We start from the raw sequence: 24,321 nt of genomic DNA on the forward strand, positions 1-24,321 counted from the left end.
CTTTTATTTTAGAGAGAGAAGAGAGAGTCGTTATTAGTATTATCTTTTTTTTCTATTAAACATAATCATCATTATTCCCTAAACGTAAACAACTTATTTTGCTTCCTTCCGATCAACCGTTAATAACAAGCAATGGCGTATCGGAATGGAAAATCATCTTACGAGCGATACTTGGATTAAATAAGCGAGCAAATATATTTCTTTTATAGGAAGTTAATGTTATTATATCTATTTGATTATCTTTGATATACTGATCAAGTCCTTTCAATAGATTATCATTCATTACCACATCATAATGGATTTCAAGCCCGGGATATTGTTTTTGGAAATAATCCTTGATACCAGCAAGCTTAATTTCGTTCCAAGTATCCTTTGATTCAGCCAGATGTATTAATGAGACAGAAAAATGAAAGGATTTCCACGTATTGAAAAAAGCTTCAAAAGCAATCAAGTCTCTTTGATCAAAATTGGTTAGGAAAGCAATGCGTTTTACTTCATTGAATTCTTTGAACGGAGTATTTTCCGGAATGGCTAATACTGCTGTGCGGCTTCTATCAATGATTTCAGCTGTGACACTACCAATCAAGTCGATATCTTTCTGGCTTTTTCCACGTGTACCCATAATGATAACCTTAGGACGTTGCTCCTTGGCGTACCTTAAGATTTCTTCTTCAGGGATACCTTCCCGTAATATACAACTATATTTAATATCAGGGAATTCTCCAGATGCGACTTTTTCCTTTATTTTATCAGATAGTATGTTGAGGTCAGAATGCACCTGTTGGATGATTGTTTTAACAGATTCCTCATCTCCAATCTGATAATTAAAAACGTCACCATATGGTAATGATGAAGCGTATATAGGTGTAAAGTAAACATGCAATAGAATTACTTCAGAATTCTCTGTTTTTGCCAAATTAAAGCCGAATTCGCACGCTTTCATCGAATAACTGGAGAAATCGACAGGTATTAAAATTTTGTTTGATTTACTGTCCGACTTTGGCGTCTTCTCTCCCACTATACTTTCAGATAACCAAGTAGAACTTTCAGTTATTTTTAATGCACGCGGTAAATCACTTTCTTTAATTCGCAGGCGTACTCCTGAAGAGACAACTGGTTGTATTTGATTTACATTATGAATATATGTTTCTATTCCTTCATTTTCGAGGACATTTTTTAGAATCTGAGCTTTTGTATAAGTCAGAATAGCTAAGGTTACTAATTTATCTTCCATAATTTATCTATTTTTGAAGGTAAACAAATAAGAAATCCCAATTGTTTGGGCAATTGGGATTCTGTTTTATATTTTAAATTTGCATAGGTTCGGTAGCTTGTTCTTTTTGCATACTCAAGTTTATTTCATCTAAGATTTTTAGAGCCCGGTCGAGAACAGTTGTATCATCCAGCATTACAAGCCCGCCATCCGGACCGGGCTCAAGATGTATTCCGACACTTTTTCCTTCCTTGAAATTGTGCCCTCCGAAGAAGTTGCGCACTGTATCGACGTGCAAACCAAGTTCGTCTGCTATTCTATGCATGCTACCGCTAGGCAATGAATCTTTAATCTTGCGAAGTTCATTAAATGTTATTGTTCTCATGTCTCATAAATTTAATGGTTAATACTATATTGTATTTAATTTTTTATCACGCTATAAACTTAAGCAAAAAAAAAAGATAAAACAAATTATTTGCTTATCTTTTTTCCTAAATTCATCTATTCTGTTTATGAATTTTATATCACTTCAATAGCGGAAGCCGGTACCCATCCTACTTTGCCGTCTTCCAAGCGAATTTCCTTCCATTCTTTCATTGAATTGTCTTTGATACTGACCTTACGTCCTTCATGAAGAATAAACAAGCTAGTTCCACTTTCACTTGGAGTGCTGCGAACTGTTACGCTAGGATTCATGACAATCGCTTCGTTTCGATTTACCAGACGTTCTTTTTGTTCTGAGGCAAACAGATTAGAACATATCATAACGATCAGGAAAACGATGCCTGCGATAAACCCTACTTTCTTCAGCATAATCTGTTTGGAGAAGATAAAGAAATAAAGAGTGATGATAAATAGAATGAATGAGACAATTCCCCATGTAGCCCATGCATCTACACTCATGCTGTTTATCAGAGCCTTAGTCCATGATACAAAGAAAACTTCCGGAACCGGTTCTACTTTATCTATTGTTTTAGCGCGCGCTACTTCCAGATTGGCACGGATATCACTGTTTCCCGGTTTCATGAGCAAAGCGCGTTCGTAATTGAGTACGGCTTTGGCTATTTCTCCAATTTTATAATAACTGTTTCCTAAATTGTAATACACATCTGCAGACTCTCCATTTTTTAATAAGGACTCATATATCTGGATAGCAGTTGTATAATCATCTTTTATATATGCGGAATCTCCTTCAGCTTTTGTTGCATCTTCCAATTTCGTATCGGGAAATGCATGTGAACCCGCATGGATAGAATCAACTTCAGTTGTTTGTATAGAATCAATGTTTTGAGATCCTTGTCCGAAACAAGTAACTGACATCGATAATAATATAAAAAACAATATTTTTTTCATGACACAATCTCTTCAGGGTTAATGTTTTATTGAATTTTCCATCCTGCTTATCACTTCTATTGAAGATGAATAAACTTTATCCATCGCCTGATTTTCATCCCCCGGAGCGAAACGAGCAAACTCACAATCATTCAATGCATTCAGGAATTCTTTAATTAATTCTTCACTTACTCCATGGTTTCTCAATTTCTCTTCAATATTGTCTTTTGATAAACGAGAGACTGGAATACTTAGTTTGTCACTGATATATCCCCACAATGCTTTCAAAACTTCATCATAGAAAGCATCTTTCTTGTTTTCAGAGAGCAGTTTACCAGCTAGTTTCATACGTTTAGTTGCTACCTTATTAGCTTTCTTTGTCTTCATCTTAGCAACATTAGCGTTTGCTGCTGCCTGTTTGCGGTAGACGATAAAGAATATGATGAAAGCAAGAGCGGGAATGATATAGAACAGCCAATACGTCACTGAGCCATAGAAGAAACTACCCTTAGGCTGGAGAGTTACTTCATTTTGCTTGATGTAACGGATGTCTTCACCCAGTACTTTCAAATCTTCTTTGTTGGTGAAATTAGCAATCACCTGATCAGCGTTTCCTGCACCTTTTTCAACATTGATTACGTAATCTTCCGTTTTCAATGTCTTGTAAGATTTTGAACGGATATCGAAATAGCTAAAAGAAACTCCCGGAATTTTATAATTGCCAGCATGTCTTGGAATAGCCAGATACTCAATGACTTTATTTCCAGTGAGACCTTCTTGAGTTAGTCTGACTTGGTTATCTACTTTAGGATCATATACTTCAAAGTCATCCGGGAACTTAATTTCCGGATTAGAAATCAGTTTCAAGTTTCCTGTTCCGGAGATCACTAACTTGATGGTAATAGCATCATTGGTTTTCAGCTCTTTGCTATTGATTGAAGATGAGATGTTGAACTCTCCCACTCCACCTGAAAAGCTTGCGGGTTTTCCAGCAGGAAGCGGATTAACATTGATTGCTATTTTAGGAGTAACAATTGATTTCTGAACTCTGACAACATTACTTCCACCATTGAAAAATGCATCGAAAGGATCATCGGATTGGATTGCCTTACCCACTGTCATCTGGAATTGTGCCGGTTCTATAAATAATTTGCCCGATTGTTGGGGAAATAATACAAATTGACGATAGATCGTCGTATTGTAGTTACGTCCCTTATAATGCTCCTGCGTCCATCTTGCGTTAGTAGTCATCTCAATTTCTTGTGAGTGAAAACCTTTAAAGTCAGGAAGTTTGGCATTATTCAGTTGTAAGTCATGCTCTCTGGTATATATTTTATACGTCAAGACGAATGCTTCCTGTTCATATACATTTGTTTTACTGGCTGTAGCTGTAATAAACAAGTCCTGATTGGATACGCTTGTGCCAGATGAAGACGAACGTGCAGATGAACTGCCATCACTTTGTCCTCCATTACTAGCCTGGTCTTGTGGTAACACTTTCACCTTTACAGAGTTGGAAACCATCTGATTACCATCCGCAACAATAGAAGCACCGGGGATTGTATATTCACCGGCGGTATTTGCCATCAATATATAAGTAAATGTAATGCTACTCGTAGATGTGACATTACCATTCATTATCTGTGTACTACTTTGTTGAGAACGGCTCGGCCCCATCAAAACATCGAATCCTTTGATAGACGGCGCTTGAAAGTCTTTTACTTTTTGTGTGGTTACTGTATAAGATAGCCTGAATTGATCTCCTACCACCACTACATCAGGAGCGGAAGCAGTAAATGACACCTTGTCGGCAAGCGCCTGGGTGCTGTATGCTATCAATGCCATCAATATAACAATCAGTTTTTTCATTGCTTATGAAATTTATATCATCAACTTTTATTATTACCAATCTTTTTCCAGACGACCACCCTGAATAACTTTCTGTTGTTTCTTCACTTTGTCCTGCACGTCTTTCTCATCCTGCATTACAGAATTAAGCAACTGTTCAGCATTTTCCTTTGACATCTGATTATCTTGTTTTTCAGGTTTCGGCGGTTGTTGCTGGTCTTTTTGATCATCTTTCTTCTGATCGTTTTGCTTGTCTTTATTTTGGTCCTGTTTCTGATCTTGCTTCTGCTGTTGATCTTTGTTTTGATCCTGGTTTTGATCTTGATCCTGTTGGTTCTGCTGATCTTTCAACATTTTCTGTGCAAGAGCCAGGTTATACCGTGTTTCATGATCTGCAGGATTGTTACGCAGTGACATTTTATAGGCATCTACTGCCTTTGCATAATCCTTGCCAGCTTGAAAAAGTACTCCCATATTGTGATAAATATGTGCCAATTTCATTTTATCCTTTTCTATTTTGCTGGCAGAAGCATATTGCTCCATGGCATCTTGAAACTTTTGCTGTTGTGAAAGCGTATTTCCTAAATTGTACATAGATACAGTCGATTTAGGATTGACTTCCAAAGCCTTGCGGTAATTGACCTCTGCATCGACGAATACACTATCATTGAACAGACGATTTCCTTTACGGATATAGTCACGCTCTGCTTTCTGCGCCGAGATACCGGCAGCTGATAACAGAAAGGCAGCGAATAGAATATATTTCATTTTTAACATACGCATAGCTTACTTCTTATTAGAGAACAGATGAACGTTTTTGAATAATGGATTCTTACGGTCCAAAATTAACATCTCAGCTAGTAACAACAGTAAAATGATCCATGCAATAGCCTGAAACTGTTCATTGAAATCTGTATATATTTTCGATTCTACATCAGACTTAGCCATCTTACTAATTTCCTGGTTAATAGCTTTTTGAGCAGAGTTAGAATTATCCACCCGTACATAGATACCCTTTCCGTCTTTGGCTATTTCCTGGCACATAGCTTCATTCAGGCGAGTTACAATAACATTACCTTCGCGGTCGCGACGATAATCGTTCGTTCCTTCTATCGGAATAGGAGCACCTTCCGGCATACCTACCCCCAACACACTCACCTGAATACCTTTTTCAGCAGCAGCCTTAGCAGCTTCTACAGCCCCGCCTTCATGGTTCTCACCATCCGTGATGACAATGATAGCACGTCCTACTCCTTCTTGTGGAGTAAAACTGCGAGTTGCCAGATTAATTGCTTCTCCGATTGCTGTACCTTGCTTGGAAATCAGCGAAGGGCTGATAGATTCCAAAAACATCTTGGCAGAAATATAATCACTGGTAATTGGTAACTGAGTAAAAGCATCTCCGGCAAATACAATCATACCTACCTTATCATTATCTAACTCATCCACCAATCTGGATACCAGTCTCTTCGCCTTTTCCAAACGGCTAGGCTGAACATCTTGTGCCAACATAGAATTGGATATATCCAGAGCGATAATCACTTCCACTCCTTTACGCTTCACCGTTTCCTGCTTAGAACCAAATTGCGGGCGGGCCAGCAATACCGAGAATAAGCCGATAGCAGCAAAAATGAGCCAGAACTTCACATCCGGACGATATTTAGATACATCCGGCATCAATTGCGCTAACAATTCCGGATCTCCAAAACGTCGGATATTTCTTCGTCTCCTGTAGTTGGAATACAAGTAGAAAGCTGCTAAAAACGGTAACAGCAGCAATAAATATAAATATGCAGGTTCTTCAAATCGAAACATCTTCTTCCTATTTTACGATTTACAAATCACGATTGACCCAACATTCCTACGGAATTTTCTTGAGTATTGAATTACGTAATAAAACTTCCAGCAATACACAAAGGAAGGCAGCCAGTGCAAACCAGCGATAGTCTTCCTCCCGCTTGCTATACTCTTTCACGTTCAGCTTTGTTTTCTCCAGCTTGTCTATTTCTTCATATACCTCTTTCAGTTTCGAGTTGCTCGTAGCTCTGAAATAGTTACCATCCGTAGTACCGGCAATCTGAGTCAATGTTTTCTCGTCGATTTCTACCGGCATATTGATGTACTGTACCGTATTGCCGACCGGATAAGGATATGGAGCCATTCCGTTCGTACCCACTCCGATGGTATATACACGGATACCAAAACTTTTGGCAATCTCGGCAGCTGTCAATGGTGAAATATCTCCCTTATTATTTGTACCATCTGTCAATAAGATGACCACTTTTGATTTGGCTTTACTGTCTTTCAGGCGGGTTACGGCGTTTGCAACTCCCATACCTACTGCCGTACCATCTTCGATAAGCCCACATTTGATATTATGAATCATATCCAGCAATACGGCATGATCTACAGTCAGGGGGCATTGAGTGAACGTTTCTCCGGCAAACAGAGTGATACCAATATTATCATTCGGGCGTCCGTTAATAAATTCAGCAGCTACATCTTTGGCAGCTTCCAGTCTGTTCGGCTTCAAGTCTTCTGCCAGCATACTGGTGGACACGTCGATAGCCAGCATAATATCAATTCCCTCTATTTCGCTGTTTTGCCACTTATTAGTGCTTTGCGGACGTGCAAGTACTACAATTATCAATGCTAATGCAATGACACGTAGTATAAATGGAGCATGCAGCAAATAATTCTTATAACTTTTGGGAGTATGCGCATATACCCGTGCATCCGAAATCTGGAGCGTAGCCTCAGATTTCTTTCGCTTTAAGATATACCATACAATATAAGGTATAAGCAATAATAGCAAAAACAGATATTCAATATTGGCAAAAACCATTTTATTTTCGATTTAACAGTTTACTATTTAGTATTCACACCACATTATGCAAAGAGATCATAAAGCTGCATACCTATATATATAAAAGTACCGATTAATGCTGCAGATAAGAATACAATACCGCAGATTAATAATATTTTGGTACGCAGAGAACGTTTCTCGATGATTGTGATTTCCGTTGGTTGCGGTTTCTGATTCTCCTCTTCCGGTTGCTTTGTCTCGTTGATAAAATCGATTGCGTTAATCAAATTCGCATCGTTTTCATTCATTTGCGGATCATGTTTGGCAAACTTTACCAAATCCGCTGTCTGGAAGAGTTCCTTCAAATCCGATATAGCATCTTTATCGTTCATTTCCAATAACTTATCAATGATTTCAGAAGAAGTCATTTCAAGTGCGTTGAATCCGAAACGATCCTTGATGTAGGTACGAAGAGTATCCGTCAGTTCTGTATAGTATGTCTTCGGCTCTCCCTTCTGCCATACCTTCTCACTCTTGATACGTTCGATTTCTTTCATCGCAGCCTGATGTGGCGGCAACTTAGGTTCTACTTTTATCTTGCGGATAATAGGTTTATTATCACGGATACGAATGATCAGATAGATTAACAGACCGAGCAAAGGTAATGCAAGGAATGAGCAACCGATTAGTCCATACCAGTCTTCCCAGGCAAAAGGTGCTTTCATCACTGTTTTTTGTCCGAAGAACTGGTCCGGATGTAAAGTGTCGACCGGCATCGAATATACTTTCAGTGCCAGTGCTTTTGATCTATATTCTTTGCCATCCACTGTGACGGGCATTGGCGGAAGATAATAGAGAGCTGAATCAAACGAGGTGATAATATATTCCTGAGTGATCAGCATCCGTTGGCGATCATTCAGAAATTGCGTATCCGGTTTGACAGTTTCTATAATTTCTACCCCACGCACCAGCGTATCGGTATAAGCAGGAAAGACAGCACGTTGCTTGGCGTCCATCGCTACTTGTAGTTGTACTTTCGCTTGTTCGCCAATTAATATCTGCAACGAATCTATCTTGGCTTCAACCGTAACAGACTGTGCTACAGTTCTACCCATAGGCAGCAGACATAACAATGCTATCAGAATAATATTTCTATTCATTTTTGATTCCATTAATTTCGTTTGGCAAATAAATTCAACAATGCCTTTACGTAATCCTGGTCGGTTCTCACAGATACGGAGTCTACATTACTTTTGGTAAATGTGTCGTTCAGTTCAGTCTGTTTGTTGATCCACCAGTCACGGTGTGCCCGGCGTACAGCTTTGGAAGAAGTATCGATCCATTGTTCATGACCGGTTTCCGCATCCTTTATCCGCATCAGTCCTACCGGAGGAAGATCACTCACTCTCCTGTCATACACCTGCAATGCCACTACGTCATGCTTCCGGTTGGCGATAGTCAAAGCGTTCTTGAAGTTGTCCTGATCGATGAAGTCGGATAAAATAAACGCAGTACAACGTCTTTTCATTACATTAGTCAGATACTCCAATGCCAGACGAATATTGGTACGGCGGCTTTCCGGCTGAAAGTCAATCAGTTCGCGGATAATATATAGAATATGTTTACGCCCCTTTTTGGGAGGAATAAATTTCTCTATCCGGTCTGAAAAGAAGATCACACCAATTTTATCGTTGTTCTGGATAGCGGAGAATGCAAGAGTAGCTGCAATTTCCGTTACCATATCCTTCTTCAGTTGTTTCACTGTACCAAATTCCAAACTTCCGGAAACATCGACCATCAACATCACTGTCAGTTCGCGCTCTTCTTCAAACACTTTCACATAAGGTTTGTTGAATCGTGCTGTCACATTCCAGTCGATGTCGCGTATATCGTCGCCAAACTGATACTCACGGACTTCCGAGAAAGACATACCCCTACCCTTGAAGGCCGAATGGTATTGGCCTGCAAAGATATTGTTAGACAGTCCTCGTGTCTTGATTTCAATCTGACGAACCTTTTTTAATATTTCACTTGTTTCCATTTATGCAATAGTTAAGTAGCGCAAATTAGGGCACTTCAACCTTGTTCAGAATCTTGCTGATGATTTCGTCCGAAGTCATGTTGTTGGCTTCCGCTTCGTAAGTCAATCCGATACGGTGACGGAGAACATCATGTGCAACAGCACGTACATCTTCCGGAATAACGTAGCCACGGCGCTTGATGAAAGCGTATGTACGGGCAGCCAGAGCCAGATTGATAGAAGCACGGGGTGAACCACCAAATCCGATCATGTCTTTCAGTTCTTTGAGGTCGTACTTTTCGGGGAAACGGGTTGCGAATACAATATCCACGATATAGCGTTCTATTTTCTCATCCAGATATACCTGACGAACGACTTTGCGGGCTTCGATTATTTCTTCTGCTTTTAGAATAGGTTTCACATTGAACTTCTCTCCGTTGATATTCTGACGGATAATCAGTTTTTCTTCTTCCAGTTTCGGATAGTCAATCACTACTTTCAGCATGAAACGGTCTACCTGTGCTTCAGGAAGCGGGTAAGTACCTTCTTGTTCGATCGGGTTCTGGGTAGCCAGAACTAAGAAAGGTTCCGGCAACATAAATGTTTCTTTGCCGATAGTAACCTGGCGTTCCTGCATGGCTTCCAGCAAAGCACTTTGTACTTTGGCCGGAGCACGGTTTATTTCATCCGCCAATACGAAGTTGGCGAAGATAGGTCCTCTTTGTACTTTGAAAGATTCATCTTTCTGGCTGTAAACCATGGTACCGATAACGTCAGCCGGCAATAAGTCTGGAGTGAACTGAATACGGCTATATTTCGCGTCAATCAGTGAAGCGAGTGTTTTAATAGCCAAAGTTTTTGCCAAACCGGGAACACCTTCCAGAAGAACATGTCCATCGGAAAGCAATCCGATAAGCAGTGATTCAACCAAATGTTTCTGACCAACAATGATTTGGTCCATACCTGTCGTAAGATTGGTAACGAAAGCACTTTGTCTTTCAATCCGCTCATTCAGTTCGCGGATATCAATTGATTCAGCCATAAATACTTAATATTTTATTATTTAATTCTCAATAATTAGATGTAAGACTTACCAGTGTGTAAGGCTTCTAAATTCGCTCCCAAAAGTACGCCATATAATTAACGATTGCAACTAATTTTTATTAAAAAACAATGCGAAATCTTTAGATTAAGGTACTTTCATACGCTTTTGTACTTACATAACATTTCACCCGGCTATACATTACTGTATGAGCCGGGTGAATGAATCGTTTTTGTTTTTATTCTTTTGTAAGTTCCGGTATCTCGATTGTTGTACCGTATGGCACGTTATCGGGGTTCTTAATTACTTTCGGGTTGTGTTTTACGATGTATGGCCACATCGCTTTTGTACCGTAAAAGCGTAATGAAACTCGTGTTAAAGTTTCCCCCTCTTTAATGGTGTATTTTGTTTTGGTACCGGTAATCTTATAGGATGCAGAATCCGAATATACCGAGGTTGCAGGCTGTTGCTGTTGGGCAGGTTTACTTTCTGCTTTGACAGGTTCCGCTGCCGGTTCCTTCTTGACTACAGGTTTTGGCTGCACAGTTTCGTCGGGCATAACAGGAGCTGCCTCCGCTACTGTATCTTTTTGCACAATTGTATCAGAAAGTTGTGCTTCCGGCTGAACAGGCTGAACGGCCTCCGGCATGTCGACTATATCCTTATCAGAATCAGATGAAGAAGAGAATAAATCCGGGTAATAAATAAACAGAATAGCTCCTCCACACAATAACAAGACTATAATAATCGTTGCTATCAGATAAGGAATCGCTGATTTCTCCTTTTTATCACTGTCTTTATCGGTATAGGCGGCTTTCGGCTGTTCTGTTTCCGGTTCTTTTTTCGGTGTTGCAGGTTCCATATTCGCTTTATAAAGTTCTTGGGCGATAATTTGTTCTGCAGTAGTTTCTGTTTTTTTCTTCTCTGTTTCTGGTTCTTCTATAATTGTTTCTTCCGAAGCTTCTTCAACCGGCTCTTCTGTTGCTGCCGGACTGAAGTCAGGTTCTAATGGAGTTTCTGAAGGTTCCTCTTCTGAAGAATCTTCAAGTATTGATTCCGATTCGGCTTCTGATTCCAATAATTCTTCGGTCATAGGTTGCTCTATAACAGCAGGTTCCGGTTCTGTTTCTGTCGGAACGGTTTCATTCGTATCGGTCTCCTCTCCTTTAACCGCAGCCACTGCTTCAGTTGCCGGTTCTTCTATTGCGGGCTCTTCCGGCTGTATTTCTTCCTGAGTATCTTCATCAGTATTTTTATCCTCTGTAACTTCAGAATCGACCATTTCGGCTTCACTGTCAGCAACCGAGGCTTCTTCCTCATCGGATTCCTCCATCGGAGTATCTTCCAATACCGTACCCTCATTTAGTACTACCGTCTCAAAATGCGCAAAAGGCTTATTTATCGTATCTCTGAGCGTCGTGTCCGGAGTAAACGATACTTTGGTGTGCCCTTTTATCTGAAAACGCTCCCCAGTGTTGACATTAACGCTTTCCCGGCTATCGACATCAACAAGTTTGAAAGTCCCCAATCCTTTGATTTTCACAGTCTTCTCATTCTCCAGGGCTTGTTCTATCAAGAGAAAGAACTCTTTGACGAATGCTTCGGCATCCTTCTTGGTCATGCTATGTTTAGCCGCCAATAAGTCGATAAGGTCTTGAATTGTCAGTCTTTCATTCATAATTGGGAAAATATATATTATTTAAACTTGTCTTTCAGTGTATTACTGGGTCTGTATGACAATACCAGTTTGGGAGGAACCAGCATGCGCTGCTTGGTGGACGGATTGATCGAAATACGTTCCGCCTTTTTCTTCACTTCGAAAGAACCGAAGCCCTGTATGGCAATCACATTTCCATCTTCCAGTTCCTGTGTCATATCAGACAATAAAGAACTTATCAGTTCAGAAGTGTCTTTGATAGTATATCCCAGTCTGTCTGCCAGTTCCGATGTAAATTCCTTATTATTCATACTTGTTCATTATCTTTGCATATAAATCAAAATCGTCCGCGTCGGTTACTTCTACCCGATAGAATTGCCCGATTTCAAGTTCCTCTCCAGAATGGCTGATCAACACCTCCGGATCTACCTCCGGTGAATCAAACTCTGTACGTCCGATATAATAATCTCCCTCGATCCGGTCGATGATCACTTTCATCTGCTGACCGATTTTCGCTGCGCTCAATTCTGCTGAAATACCTTGCTGGATATCCATCAGTTCATCCAGTCGGGCTTGCTTAACCTCCTGTGGTATAGAGTCTTCATATTGTTTGGCGGCATAAGTTCCTTCTTCTTCAGAATAGGCGAAAGCTCCCATTCTGTCAAAACGCGCTTTGCGCACAAACTCTTTCAGCTCTTCAAAGTCCTCCTCCGTTTCTCCCGGATGTCCTACCATCAGCGTGGTGCGCAGATGAATGCCCGGCACTTCTTTACGGAATTGCTCAATCAACTTGTAGGTATCTTCCTTGCCTACTTGCCGGCGCATTAATTTCAGCATATTATCGCTGATGTGCTGCAAGGCAATATCCATATATTTGCAGACATTATCACGTTCACGCATTACACGGAATAAATCCGTTGGAAAATGTGCCGGATACGCATAATGCAAACGAATCCATTCTACGCCCGGTATTTCCGAAATACGTTCGATCAATTCGGGCAACATTTGCTTTTTATACAGGTCAATTCCGTAATATGTCAATTCCTGAGCAATCACCTGAAACTCTTTTACTCCTTGCGATACCAGATACCGTACCTCGTCCAGAATTTCTTCTATCGGCTTGGATATATGATGTCCGGTGATAATGGGAATAGCACAATAAGAGCATTTGCGGTCGCACCCTTCTGAAATCTTCAGATATGCATAATGCTTGGGAGTCGTCAAAGTACGCTCAATGTATAATTCCTCATGATATGTTTTTCCCAAGTCATGCAAAAGTTCTTTCCAGTTGAATTTACCGTAGAACTTATCCACCTGTGGAATTTCAATAGCCAGTTCTTGCAGATAACGTTCGGAAAGACAACCCATTACAAAAAGTTTCTTCAGATCGCCTTCTTCTTTTCTTTCTGCAAATTCCAGAATCATGTTGATAGACTCTTCTTTCGCGTCGCCGATGAACCCGCAGGTGTTGATCACCGCAATTTCCCCTTCCGGTTTTTCAGTATCATGAGTTACGCTATATCCTGCTTCTTCCAGCTGACGCATCAACTGCTCCGAGTCTACTAAATTTTTGGAACAACCTAAAGTAATAATATCTATTCTCTTTCTTTTCATGCATTCTCTCCAAACAGGGAATCAACAAATTCATTCTTGCGGAAGACCTGTAAATCTTCCATGCCTTCACCCAATCCGATATATTTTACAGGAATCTTGAACTGGTCGGAAATTCCGATGACCACTCCGCCTTTAGCAGTTCCGTCCAGTTTGGTGATCGCCATTGCGGTCACTTCCGTAGCTAAAGTGAACTGCTTGGCCTGCTCGAACGCATTTTGTCCGGTAGAACCATCCAGTACCAGCAGCACTTCGTCCGGTGCATTGGGAACTACCTTCTTCATGACGTTTTTAATTTTGGTCAACTCATTCATCAAGCCTACTTTGTTGTGCAGACGACCGGCTGTATCGATAATTACCACATCCGCATTGTTGGCAACGGCAGAACTCAGTGTGTCGAAAGCGACAGATGCAGGGTCTGCACCCATTTTCTGTTTGACAACAGGTACACCTACCCTTTCACCCCAAATCATCAACTGCTCTACAGCAGCTGCGCGGAATGTGTCGGCTGCACCCAGATAAACAGATTTGCCCGCTTTCTTGAATTGATAAGCTAATTTTCCGATTGTTGTTGTTTTACCTACCCCATTTACTCCCACTACCATAATTACATAAGGCTTTTTCTCGATAGGTACATCAAAGTCTGCTACATCATCCGAATTATTCTCGGTCAAAAGGGCAGCAATCTCATCGCGCAGTATATGGTTCAATTCCTGCGTATTCACATATTTGTCTGCGGCAGCACGTTTTTCGATACGTTTGATAATATTCAAAGTTGTCTCTACCCCCACGTCCGATGTGATCAAAACTTCTTCCAGATTATCCAATACTTCGTCGTCCACTTTCGACTTACCGGCCACAGCGCGAGCGATTTTACTGAATACGCTCTCTTTGGTTTTAGATAATCCTTTATCTAAAGTTTCCTTCTTCTCCTTTGAAAAAAAACTAAAAAATCCCATATCAACAGTTATTTGTATAATACATTATGCTACAAAGATATAACAAAGGATTGGAAAAGTAAAAAAAGAAGCAATAAAAAATCCCCTCACTGTTTGCCAATGAGGGGATTTTGTATTTATAGCGATTTAAGCTATTCCGATTATTTTTTGAAAAAGTCTTGTACTTTTTCGTTTGCAACCATTTGCTCATCAAAAATGTAAGCTCCAGTTTTCGGAGATTTCACCATTTTGATAACCTTGGTATAAGCACGACCTTCTTTAGAACCTTCGTGCAAACTTGCTACTGTTTTCTTTGCCATGGGTTATACTATTATTATTTAATTTCCTTATGTACTGTTACTCTCTTCAGAATCGGGTTGTATTTCTTCAACTCAAGTCTTTCAGTTGTATTTTTTCTGTTCTTAGTTGTGATATAGCGAGATGTTCCCGGCATTCCACTCTCTTTGTGTTCTGTACATTCCAGAATCACCTGTACTCTGTTACCTTTTGCTTTCTTTGCCATTGTAAGTTTTCTCCTCTACGTTTAGCCGATTACTTTAATGCTTTTCCAATCACAGAAACCTTTAGCTACTGCATCGTTCAGTGCAGCGTCCAGTCCCTTTTTGTTGATGATACGCAGACCGTTAGCGCAAAGGCTAAGGCTGATCCAACAGTCTTGTTCTACATAATAGAACTTTTTGTTAAACAAGTTCAAATCAAAGGTTCTTTTAGTTCTTCTCTTTGAGTGTGAAACATTGTTGCCAATCATGGCTTTCTTTCCGGTAATTTGACAAATCTTCGACATTTCTATCTTATTTTTATAGTTTTATATCTATACTTATTTCAAACAGGACGCAAAGTAAGCACTTTTATCCGTATAAAACAAGAATTTCTTAAAATAATTCACTTGTAGACACCAATTTTTCCTTATTTGAGCAAATCACGAAGAATTAATAGGGCATTATTGCCTGCTCTTTCAATATTCATGGCTCTTCCACGGTTTGTTTCCTGCCTGTAAGTACGAATTTCATTTTTATAACCAGCGGCTATCCAAACGGTGCCTACCGGCTTCTCCGGAGTTCCTCCTCCGGGGCCTGCTATGCCCGAAGTTGCGACGGCGCAGTCAGTTTTCATCGCTTTCATCGCTCCTTTTACCATTTCGGTTACAGTCTGCTCACTTACAGCACCATACGTTTCCAGTGTTTCCGGCGAAACATGAAGCAAGTTCATTTTTACTTCATTGGAGTATGCTACTATTCCTCCGTTAAAATACTCCGAGCTTCCGGCAATGGACGTCAGGCGTGCTGCAATGCTTCCTCCGGTACAACTTTCTGCGGTGGAAACGGTTAAATTCTTCTTTTTCAGAAGTTCGCCCACGATTACTTCCAAAGGAATATCTTCTTCACAGAAAATATCATCGCCGAGTATCGCTTCCAGTTTGGCTTGTTCGCGATTCAGTGCGTTTTCTACTTCTGATTTCTTTTGTCCGCGTCCGGTCAGCCGCAGGCGGATAATGCCAAGTTTGGGCAGATATGCCAGCTTGATGCTTTCCGGCAGGGCTGTTTCCCATGGTTCCAGCTTTTCGGCAAGTACGGATTCGGGATAATGCTGCACTTGAAACGTCCGGTGCATGATTACATCCGTCCGAAACTTCTCATGCAGCTTAGGCAGTACGGATTCTGTCATAACGGTTGTCATTTCCTGCGGAACTCCCGGCATGGACACAAGCACTTTTCCTTCTTTTTCGAACCAGCTGACAGATGCGCTTCCCACCGGATTGTTGATAACCGTGCAATCTTTGGGAACCATTGCCTGGCTCTTGTTCAGCGCATTCATCGGTATTTTTCCGGCAAGCACTCGTTTTACGTTTTCAAATACTTCTTCACTGAATATCAGTTCCGTATGAAAGTATTTACAGAGAGTCTGCTTGGTGATATCATCTTTTGTCGGGCCCAGTCCTCCGGTCACCAAGACAATATTCACCCTTTTCATCGCATTATCTACTGCCTCCATGATCTCTTCTTCGCGGTCACGGATGGAAACGATGCGTAGTACTTCGATACCTATCTTATTTAACTCCTGCCCCATCCAGGCAGAATTTGTATCGACCACCTGCCCTATCAGCAGTTCGTCGCCAATGGTAATAATCTCAGCAAACATCTTTTTTCTACGTTAATTAATAGAATATGTTACCTATATTAATAAGGTATATATGCTATGTTTAGTCATTTTGTTTACTTCGTTTCTTCGTTTCACGTACGTGGTCCTTTCGTTCCATGTATGTGAGCCGAATGGATCATGTACGTGAAGCGAGCGGTCCATGCACGTGAAACGGAGAAATGCTATAAACAAAGGTTCTTAATGAAGGCTTCTTATATCCTTCTTCTTCCTTTGTTTACCTATTATATATAGGTGCATTTTATTTTTTGGTAAGGCTTCTTTGTGTCGCCGCTTAGCTGATTGGTGTCACTTTTTCACCGTTTGCCGTCACTATTATTACTTCCGTCACTTTAATTGTCACCGCTTAATCTGCTATATTACAGTTTGTTATTGTATAAAGTGACGGGTGACAGCAAAAAAACAACTTTATAGAGTGACGCGTGAATAAGCCGGAAGATCAATGGAGCAGAAATCCTTATCCAGATATTTGAAGTATCCGGTAATGGCAATCATAGCTGCATTGTCGGTAGTATAGCTGAATTTAGGAATAAAGATATTCCAGCCATACTTTTCGGCATGTTCCCGGAAAGAGTTGCGCAAGCCATTGTTGGCAGAGACTCCACCGGCTACGGCTACTTCTTTAATCTTATATTCTTTGGCGGCTTTCCGTAATTTGTCCATCAGGATATCTACGACGGTTGCTTCCAGAGAAGCGGCCAGGTCCACTTTATGATGTTCGATGAAGTCAGGATCATCTTTCAGCCAGTCGCGCAATGAGTACAGGAATGAAGTCTTCAGTCCGCTAAAACTGTAATCCAAGCCCGGAATATGAGGTTTGCTGAAAGTATATGCTTTCGGATTTCCCTGGCGTGCCAGTTTGTCAATAATCGGACCACCCGGATAGCCGAGTCCCATCACTTTGGAACATTTATCAATTGCTTCTCCGGCAGCGTCATCAATCGTCTGACCGAGAATCTCCATATCATTATAGGCTTTTACTAATATAATCTGTGAGTTACCTCCGGATACCAACAGGCAAAGGAACGGGAATTTCGGCTGTATATTCTCTTCTCCTTCTGCTTTAATAAAATGAGCTAAAACATGTCCTGTCAAATGATTAACATCTATCAGAGGAATGCCTAGAGAACGAGCGAACCCCTTGGCGAAAGAAACGCCTACAAGCAAAGATCCCATCAATCCCGGTCCGCGTGTGAAAGCTACCGCACTCAGTTCTTCTTTGGTAACTCCTGCCCGTTTCAGTGCTTCGTGTACTACCGGAACAATGTTTTGTTGATGCGCCCGTGAAGCTAGTTCGGGTACTACTCCACCGTATGCTTCGTGTACGGCTTGACTTGATACCACATTTGACAGCAGATAACCATCCTTGATTACGGCTGCCGACGTATCATCACAGGAGGATTCAATTCCTAATATTATTGCACTCATAAGTTTTTAAACTATTAAACGGTGCAAAAGTAATGATAAAACTACGATTCATAACGAACTATTTTATATTTTTGTTCGCTAAATAAAAGTTATCGCTTATCAGAACGCTGAAAAAGACTGTACGCTGGGTAGTTGGTATTGTACTGGGAGTATATATCGGGACTATTGTTTTGCTGAATATTCCAAATGTTCAGCAAGCAATGAGTGCATTTATTGCCAAGGAATTATCCGAAGTACTGAACACACGCCTGACTATCGGCAAAATCAATATCGGTTTATTGAACCGTATTATCATTGATGATGTGCTGCTCGATGATCAGAGCGGCAAGGAAATGCTTAAAGTGACCCGTTTGTCCGCCAAGTTTGACATCCTTCCCTTCTTTAAAGGAAAGATTTCCATCAGTAGTGTCCAGTTGTTTGGCTTTACCATCAATCTGAACAAACAGACTCCCGACTCTCCTCCGAACTTCAAGTTTGTGCTGGATGCTTTCGCTTCGAAAGATACCGTGAAAAAGGAAAGTTCGCTGGATTTGCGTATCAACTCCGTGCTGATTCGTCGGGGAAGGATGGCTTATCATGTGTTATCTGAGGAAAAAACTCCCGGAAAGTTTAATGCCAAGCATGTCCAGCTTCAGAATATCATAGCCAACATCTCTCTGAAGGCTATGAACAGGGACTCTTTGAATCTTGGTATCAAACGATTGAGTTTTGACGAAAAGGCTTCCGGATTCTCTCTGAAGAAACTGAGTCTGAAATTGGTTGCCAATGACAAACAGACCAATATTGAGAACTTTGCTATCGAGCTGCCCGAAACTTCGCTGAAGATGGATACCATTCATTTGGTGTATGACAGTCTGAAAGCTTTTGATCAGTTCTCGGAGAAGGTTCACTTTTCTTTCCGCACCCTGCCCTCGCAGATTACGTTGAAAGATATTTCTCCTTTTGTACCGGTGTTGTCGCATTTCAAAGAACCGATAACATTGGATATGCAGGTAAAAGGAACGGTAGACCAACTCACCTGCTCCCATCTGGAGATTACGGCTGATGACCGCCAGTTCCGGCTTTCGGGAGATGTATCGCTTCAGGAACTTTCGAATCCGCAGGATGCGTATGTGTACGGGAAGCTTTCCGAACTTTCTGCCAATAGTCGCGGAGTCAGTTTCCTGGTCCGCAATTTGAGCAGTAATTACAATGGAGTACCTCCACTTCTGGAACGTTTGGGCGATATTGATTTCCGTGGGGAGATTTCCGGATACTTCACTGATCTGGTTACCTACGGGCAGTTGCGTACAGGGCTTGGCAATGTAAAGACTGACTTAAAGTTGAGTTCCGACAAAACTAAGGGATTGTTTGCTTATTCCGGTGCTGTGAAAACGGAAGAGTTTGGGCTGGGTAAGCTGTTGAATAATGACAAGTTGGGAGAAATCACTTTTAATCTGGATGTACATGGACGGCATATTGAAAAACAGCTTCCTGCCGTAGAGTTGAAGGGATTGATCGCTTCCGTGGAGTATAGCAGATATAAATATGAGAATATTACGCTGGACGGAGAATATAAGCAGGGCGGATTCAACGGAAAGATAGCGCTGGATGATCCGAATGGTTCCATCTATCTGAATGGAGATGTGAATGTAGCATCCAAGGTTCCTACTTTCAACTTCCTTGCCGTTGTCGACAAGGTTCGCCCCTATGACCTCAATCTTACGCCCAACTATCAGGATGCGGAGTTCTCGCTGAAGGTAAAGGCCAACTTCACCGGCGGGTCTATCGACGAAATGATCGGAGAGATTAATGTGGATAGTCTGGAGTTCAGGGCACCGGATAAAGAGTATTTCATGAAAAACATGAATGTGCGGGCTACCCGGCAGGACAATGAGAATCAGCTTAAACTGACTTCCGAGTTTCTGACAGCAAGCATAGCCGGGAAATTCCGCTACCATACATTGCCGGCAAGTATTCTCAATATCATGCGCGGGTATATTCCGTCTTTGATACTGCCGCCAAAGAAGCCGATAGAAACGAACAATAATTTCGCATTTGATGTGAATATATATAATACGGATATTTTATCTACGATATTTGATATTCCGCTGACTGTATATACACATTCTACGGTGAAAGGATACTTTAATGATGCTTTGCAGCGACTGCGCGTAGAAGGTTACTTCCCTCGTCTGCAATACAAGAATAACTTTATCGAGTCGGGTATGATTCTGTGTGAGAATCCTTCGGACCATATCCGTGCGAAGGTTCGTCTGACCAGTCTGAAAAAGAATGGGGCCGTGAACCTCTCTCTGGATGCACAGGCCAAAGAAGATAAAGTCAGCACCACTTTGAACTGGGGAAATAACGCCACAGCGACTTATAGCGGAAAGTTGGCTGCCGTCGCACAATTCCTGCGTACGGCAGGCGAAAAGCCTTTGTTGAAAGCGATGGTGGATGTGAAGCAGACTGACGTAATATTGAATGATACGCTTTGGCAGATACATCCTTCACAAGTAGTGGTAGACTCCGGCAAGGTAGATGTGAATAATTTCTATTTCAGTCATCATGACCGTTATGTACGCATCAACGGAAGGCTTTCCGACAATCCTGCGGATACCGTCAAGGTGGATCTGAAGGACATCAATATGGGGTATGTATTTGATATTGCAAATATTTCCGATGATGTAAACTTTGAAGGAGATGCTACGGGAACTGCCTACGCCAGCGGCGTGTTCAAGAAACCTGTGATGAATACCCGTTTGTTTGTCAGGAACTTCTCGCTCAATCAAGGGCGTTTGGGTGATCTGGACGTATACGGTGCCTGGGATAATGAGAAAAGAGGTATTTATCTTGATGCATCTATTCAGGATATAGCGCCGTCGCCATCACGGGTCACCGGTATGATTTATCCGTTGAAACCGGAAAGCGGACTTGATCTGAACATCGATGCCCACGAACTGAATCTGAAATTCCTCGAATTTTATATGAAATCAATAGCACAGGATATAAAAGGAAGAGGAACGGGAAAGGTTCATTTTTACGGAAAGTTCAAGGGATTAAATCTGGACGGGGCTGTCATGACGGATGCTTCTATGAAGTTTGATATTCTGAATACCCGCTTTGCCGTTAGAGATACGATTCGCCTGGCTCCTACCGGACTGGAGTTCAACAATATGCACATTGCTGACCTGGAAGGACATTCGGGAACAATGAACGGATATTTGCGTTTCAAGCATTTCAAGAATATTAATTACCGTTTTGAGATTCAGGCTAATAATATGCTTCTGATGAATACGAAGGAATCGACGGATATGCCTTTTTATGGAACGGTGTATGCTACGGGAAATGCGTTGCTCGCGGGTAATGCAATACAGGGGCTGGACGTAAATCTCGCGATGACGACCAACCGGAATACGGTGTTCACTTATGTCAATGGAAATGTGGCATCGGCTGCCAGCAACCAGTTTATAAAGTTTGTAGACAAAACTCCCCGTCGCAGCATTCAGGATTCGATTCCGGTCATTTCCTATTTTGAGCAGATGCAGCAGAAGCGTCAGGCGGACGAAGAGGAGCACCAGACAGATATCCGTCTGAACATTCTGGTAGATGCTACCCCCGATGCTACCATGAAAATTATCATGGACCCTATTGCCGGAGACTACATCAGTGCAAAGGGGACGGGAAATATACGGACGGAGTTTTATAATAAAGGAGATGTGAAGATGTTCGGCAATTACCGCATCAACCAGGGAATCTATAAGTTCAGTTTGCAGGAAGTAATTCGCAAGGATTTTATCATCAAAGATGGAAGTACCATTACTTTCAACGGTGCTCCTTTGGATGCGAATATGGATATTCAGGCTTCGTATACTGTAAATTCCGCTTCATTGAATGATTTGAATCCCGATGTTTCTTCCATTGCCCAACAGACCAATGTACGGGTAAATTGTATCATGAATCTAAGTGGAATCTTATGGCGGCCAACCATTAAGTTGGGTATCGAACTTCCGAATGAAAGAGATGAAATTCAGACATTGGTACGTAACTATATTAGTACGGAGGAACAGATGAATATGCAGATTCTATATCTGCTGGGTATCGGTAAGTTCTATACGGAAGATGCTGCACGGAATAATCAGAATTCGAATGTGATGTCGTCGGTGCTCTCTTCTACCCTGTCCGGTCAGCTGAACAATGCCCTGTCGCAGGTTTTCGAAACTAATAACTGGAATATCGGTACCAATCTGAGCACGGGTGATAAAGGATGGACGGATATGGAAGTGGAAGGTATCTTGTCCGGTCAGTTGCTGAATAACCGTCTTCTGGTCAATGGTAATTTCGGATACCGCGATAATCCAATGGCGAATACGAACTTTATAGGTGACTTTGAGGCTGAATGGCTGATTAACCGTTCGGGGGATATCCGCCTGAAAGCTTACAATGAAACAAATGACCGTTACTACACAAAGACAAATCTTACTACGCAGGGAGTCGGTATTATGTACAAGAAAGATTTCAATAAATGGAGCGATCTTTTCTTCTGGAATAAATGGAAGCTGCGTAACAAACGGAAACGTGAAGAAACAGAAAAGGTACAACAGCAGCAGACGGACAGTATTGCCGATGATAAAGCAAAGTCGGAACTAAAGAGAAAGCGGGCGCAGAAATAAAAACAAATAGTGACACTATACCAACCGGATAGTGTCACTATTTGTATAAAAGGGTGTCTTATCTCATTTAAGAATCGTACCGTCTGCGGCTATCTTGATATTTATATCCGGAGTGTTATTTCCTTCCAGCTCAATCAGATAATAAGCTGTTCCTGCTGCCATTTCGAAATATTCCGCATCATCAATCTGATATCCTGCATACTGGTTACTGATGGTAGTAGTCACTGCCACAGGCAGTTCGTTTTTCCGCACATCCCATGAGGTAGAATACCATTCTCCATTTTTATCAAACAGAACCTCTTTAGAAGTATTGCGGTTGATGTCACTGTCGAAATGGATGATATCAACTTCTGTAAATCCATAATCCCAGTCGCTTTTATCATTTTCCACATCGACTTCCACGATTCTGGCCCCTGCATATTTCTCTTCAATAAAAGTCTTCATGGCAGCAGACAGTTGAGTAGTCGGAAGATGGCTGTTCTCATCATCTGTATCTGCGATGCTTTTAATCAGCACTCCGTCGGCAGAATAATATAAATCGATTTCCTGATTCTGGTTTTCCACTTCGATGACGTAGACTGTTTCGATGCCTTGGCGTTCGAGCTTATCCACATCATCCTTCTTCCATGTCTTGTATTCACTGGTTTCAAATGCGCTCTTTACCGGATCAGGCAATGCAGTATACGGAATATCCGTTTCCGTCATGTGCCAGTTGCCATCCGTAGTAAACCATGCAGATGCCTCATATCCATCATAAAAGTCTGCTACGTAATATCCTGCTTTCGTTTCCCATTTCACATTTTTGACGTTGGGGTACTTAGAAGAAAATGCTTCTTGCAATGCGGCAGGAACAGCAATTGAGTCATCGTCATCGTTGTCACAGCTGTGCAGGCTCCAAGCTGCACAAAATGCTATCAATAATGTATAAATTCTCAGTTTCATGGTTATTGTTGATTTTAAGAAGATTAATTATCAATATCAATCAGATTAAACTTCAGGTCAAATTTAAGTTCTGTACGGTTGGAAAGTTTTACTTCGTAATCTTTCTTATCACGTTCTATCTTCAGCACCTTTGCATCCGGATAATGGGTCGTTACATATTTCTGGATGGCGGCAGGGATAATGGGCACAGATACGGAGGAATGTTTACAGTCTACTTCTTCCCAGTTTCCCTTCTTGTCAAATTCTACTTTATTGCCATTCGTGAAAATCACTTCATAGCTTTTGTAAAGGAAATCACTTTCCATTTTCGCCAATGCCACTTTACTGTCGGAGAAATGCTGTTTGATAAACTGTTGCGCCAATTGTGGCATTTGAGTTACCTGAATTGGTTTATCATCATCTGCACGTGCTACTGTCTGTAGAGTGAACAAGCATACTAATAAGAATACTAACTTTTTCATAATCATTGTTTTTTTAATTGGTTTTACTGATTTCATTTAATTTATAATGCAAAGATGAGAGGAGAATCTGAAAAGATTTGGGAATTTTGAGAGAAATCTAAAAAAAATAAAGGAAATTGCTCTTATTATATTCTTTTGTTTCTTTTAACAGCAACTAATAAATACATCGCTTATTTTTGCAGGCACAAAT

At 41.2% G+C, this 24,321-nt stretch carries 22 protein-coding genes; 1 reads left to right on the forward strand and 21 read right to left on the reverse strand.

The window, feature by feature from the left end; genetic code table 11:
- Nucleotides 1-112 precede the first annotated feature (112 nt).
- From HMPREF2794_RS24190 to tsaD, 19 genes are all read right to left on the reverse strand, one after another.
- Nucleotides 113-1,234: a universal stress protein gene (locus tag HMPREF2794_RS24190; protein ID WP_010538008.1), complete on the reverse strand. Its 1,122-nt coding sequence runs from the start codon at nucleotides 1,232-1,234 to the stop codon at nucleotides 113-115.
- Between the two features lie 73 nt (nucleotides 1,235-1,307).
- Complete coding sequence (locus HMPREF2794_RS24195; RefSeq protein WP_029425549.1) at nucleotides 1,308-1,598, reverse strand: hypothetical protein; 291 nt, start codon at nucleotides 1,596-1,598, stop codon at nucleotides 1,308-1,310.
- A 134-nt stretch (nucleotides 1,599-1,732) separates the two neighbouring features.
- A complete protein-coding gene (locus HMPREF2794_RS24200; protein ID WP_022301484.1) occupies nucleotides 1,733-2,566 on the reverse strand; it encodes a tetratricopeptide repeat protein in 834 nt (277 codons plus the stop codon).
- 18 nt (nucleotides 2,567-2,584) lie between these two features.
- Entirely contained in the window at nucleotides 2,585-4,414 is a 1,830-nt protein-coding gene (locus tag HMPREF2794_RS24205) for a BatD family protein (RefSeq protein ID WP_022301483.1), read from the reverse strand.
- Nucleotides 4,415-4,447: 33 nt separating this feature from the next.
- Nucleotides 4,448-5,170 carry a tetratricopeptide repeat protein gene (locus tag HMPREF2794_RS24210; protein ID WP_171033391.1) on the reverse strand — a complete coding sequence of 241 codons (723 nt, stop codon included), beginning with the start codon at nucleotides 5,168-5,170 and terminating at the stop codon, nucleotides 4,448-4,450.
- 9 nt (nucleotides 5,171-5,179) lie between these two features.
- Nucleotides 5,180-6,208 (reverse strand): VWA domain-containing protein, encoded by a 1,029-nt coding sequence (locus HMPREF2794_RS24215; protein ID WP_010538003.1) that lies wholly within the window; start codon nucleotides 6,206-6,208, stop codon nucleotides 5,180-5,182.
- Between the two features lie 46 nt (nucleotides 6,209-6,254).
- Entirely contained in the window at nucleotides 6,255-7,238 is a 984-nt protein-coding gene (locus tag HMPREF2794_RS24220) for a vWA domain-containing protein (protein WP_010538002.1), read from the reverse strand.
- 44 nt (nucleotides 7,239-7,282) lie between these two features.
- Nucleotides 7,283-8,371, reverse strand: coding sequence for a BatD family protein (locus HMPREF2794_RS24225; protein ID WP_010538001.1), 1,089 nt, complete (start codon nucleotides 8,369-8,371; stop codon nucleotides 7,283-7,285).
- On the reverse strand, nucleotides 8,371-9,240 hold the full coding sequence (locus HMPREF2794_RS24230) for a DUF58 domain-containing protein (RefSeq protein ID WP_008761572.1): 870 nt from the start codon (nucleotides 9,238-9,240) through the stop codon (nucleotides 8,371-8,373). The genes HMPREF2794_RS24225 and HMPREF2794_RS24230 overlap by 1 nt, the downstream gene beginning before the upstream one ends.
- Nucleotides 9,241-9,265: 25 nt before the next feature.
- Complete coding sequence (locus HMPREF2794_RS24235; protein ID WP_008761573.1) at nucleotides 9,266-10,261, reverse strand: AAA family ATPase; 996 nt, start codon at nucleotides 10,259-10,261, stop codon at nucleotides 9,266-9,268.
- A gap of 238 nt (nucleotides 10,262-10,499) precedes the next feature.
- Complete coding sequence (locus HMPREF2794_RS24240) at nucleotides 10,500-11,939, reverse strand: HU family DNA-binding protein (RefSeq protein WP_010538000.1); 1,440 nt, start codon at nucleotides 11,937-11,939, stop codon at nucleotides 10,500-10,502.
- 17 nt (nucleotides 11,940-11,956) lie between these two features.
- Nucleotides 11,957-12,229 carry an HU family DNA-binding protein gene (locus HMPREF2794_RS24245; protein WP_010537999.1) on the reverse strand — a complete coding sequence of 91 codons (273 nt, stop codon included), beginning with the start codon at nucleotides 12,227-12,229 and terminating at the stop codon, nucleotides 11,957-11,959.
- Nucleotides 12,222-13,532 (reverse strand): 30S ribosomal protein S12 methylthiotransferase RimO, encoded by a 1,311-nt coding sequence (gene rimO, locus HMPREF2794_RS24250; RefSeq protein WP_055268884.1) that lies wholly within the window; start codon nucleotides 13,530-13,532, stop codon nucleotides 12,222-12,224. Before rimO ends, HMPREF2794_RS24245 begins: the two co-directional genes overlap by 8 nt.
- Entirely contained in the window at nucleotides 13,529-14,488 is a 960-nt protein-coding gene (gene ftsY / locus HMPREF2794_RS24255) for a signal recognition particle-docking protein FtsY (RefSeq protein WP_010537997.1), read from the reverse strand. Before ftsY ends, rimO begins: the two co-directional genes overlap by 4 nt.
- 140 nt (nucleotides 14,489-14,628) lie before the next feature.
- The gene (locus HMPREF2794_RS28195; protein ID WP_010537996.1) at nucleotides 14,629-14,787 is read right to left on the reverse strand and encodes a DUF4295 domain-containing protein; all 159 of its coding nucleotides are present in this window, start codon (nucleotides 14,785-14,787) and stop codon (nucleotides 14,629-14,631) included.
- A 14-nt stretch (nucleotides 14,788-14,801) separates the two neighbouring features.
- Nucleotides 14,802-14,990 carry a 50S ribosomal protein L33 gene (gene rpmG, locus HMPREF2794_RS24260; protein ID WP_008761579.1) on the reverse strand — a complete coding sequence of 63 codons (189 nt, stop codon included), beginning with the start codon at nucleotides 14,988-14,990 and terminating at the stop codon, nucleotides 14,802-14,804.
- Nucleotides 14,991-15,011: 21 nt separating this feature from the next.
- The gene (gene rpmB, locus HMPREF2794_RS24265) at nucleotides 15,012-15,272 is read right to left on the reverse strand and encodes a 50S ribosomal protein L28 (protein ID WP_008765736.1); all 261 of its coding nucleotides are present in this window, start codon (nucleotides 15,270-15,272) and stop codon (nucleotides 15,012-15,014) included.
- Nucleotides 15,273-15,394: 122 nt separating this feature from the next.
- Complete coding sequence (locus HMPREF2794_RS24270) at nucleotides 15,395-16,627, reverse strand: competence/damage-inducible protein A (protein ID WP_010537995.1); 1,233 nt, start codon at nucleotides 16,625-16,627, stop codon at nucleotides 15,395-15,397.
- A 426-nt stretch (nucleotides 16,628-17,053) separates the two neighbouring features.
- Nucleotides 17,054-18,073: a tRNA (adenosine(37)-N6)-threonylcarbamoyltransferase complex transferase subunit TsaD gene (tsaD, locus tag HMPREF2794_RS24275; RefSeq protein WP_010537994.1), complete on the reverse strand. Its 1,020-nt coding sequence runs from the start codon at nucleotides 18,071-18,073 to the stop codon at nucleotides 17,054-17,056.
- Nucleotides 18,074-18,273: 200 nt separating this feature from the next.
- On the opposite strand from tsaD, the gene HMPREF2794_RS24280 reads away from it, so the two are divergent.
- Entirely contained in the window at nucleotides 18,274-22,728 is a 4,455-nt protein-coding gene (locus HMPREF2794_RS24280) for a translocation/assembly module TamB domain-containing protein (RefSeq protein WP_055268885.1), read from the forward strand.
- 63 nt (nucleotides 22,729-22,791) lie between these two features.
- Here HMPREF2794_RS24280 and HMPREF2794_RS24285 read toward each other — a convergent pair whose 3' ends face one another.
- Both HMPREF2794_RS24285 and HMPREF2794_RS24290 read right to left on the reverse strand, forming a co-directional pair.
- Entirely contained in the window at nucleotides 22,792-23,670 is an 879-nt protein-coding gene (locus HMPREF2794_RS24285) for a PepSY-like domain-containing protein (protein WP_055268886.1), read from the reverse strand.
- Nucleotides 23,671-23,693: 23 nt separating this feature from the next.
- Nucleotides 23,694-24,131 carry a PepSY-like domain-containing protein gene (locus tag HMPREF2794_RS24290; RefSeq protein WP_070752944.1) on the reverse strand — a complete coding sequence of 146 codons (438 nt, stop codon included), beginning with the start codon at nucleotides 24,129-24,131 and terminating at the stop codon, nucleotides 23,694-23,696.
- Nucleotides 24,132-24,321 lie beyond the last annotated feature (190 nt).

Source organism: Bacteroides sp. HMSC067B03 (assembly GCF_001811315.1).
Taxonomy (GTDB): domain Bacteria; phylum Bacteroidota; class Bacteroidia; order Bacteroidales; family Bacteroidaceae; genus Bacteroides; species Bacteroides faecis.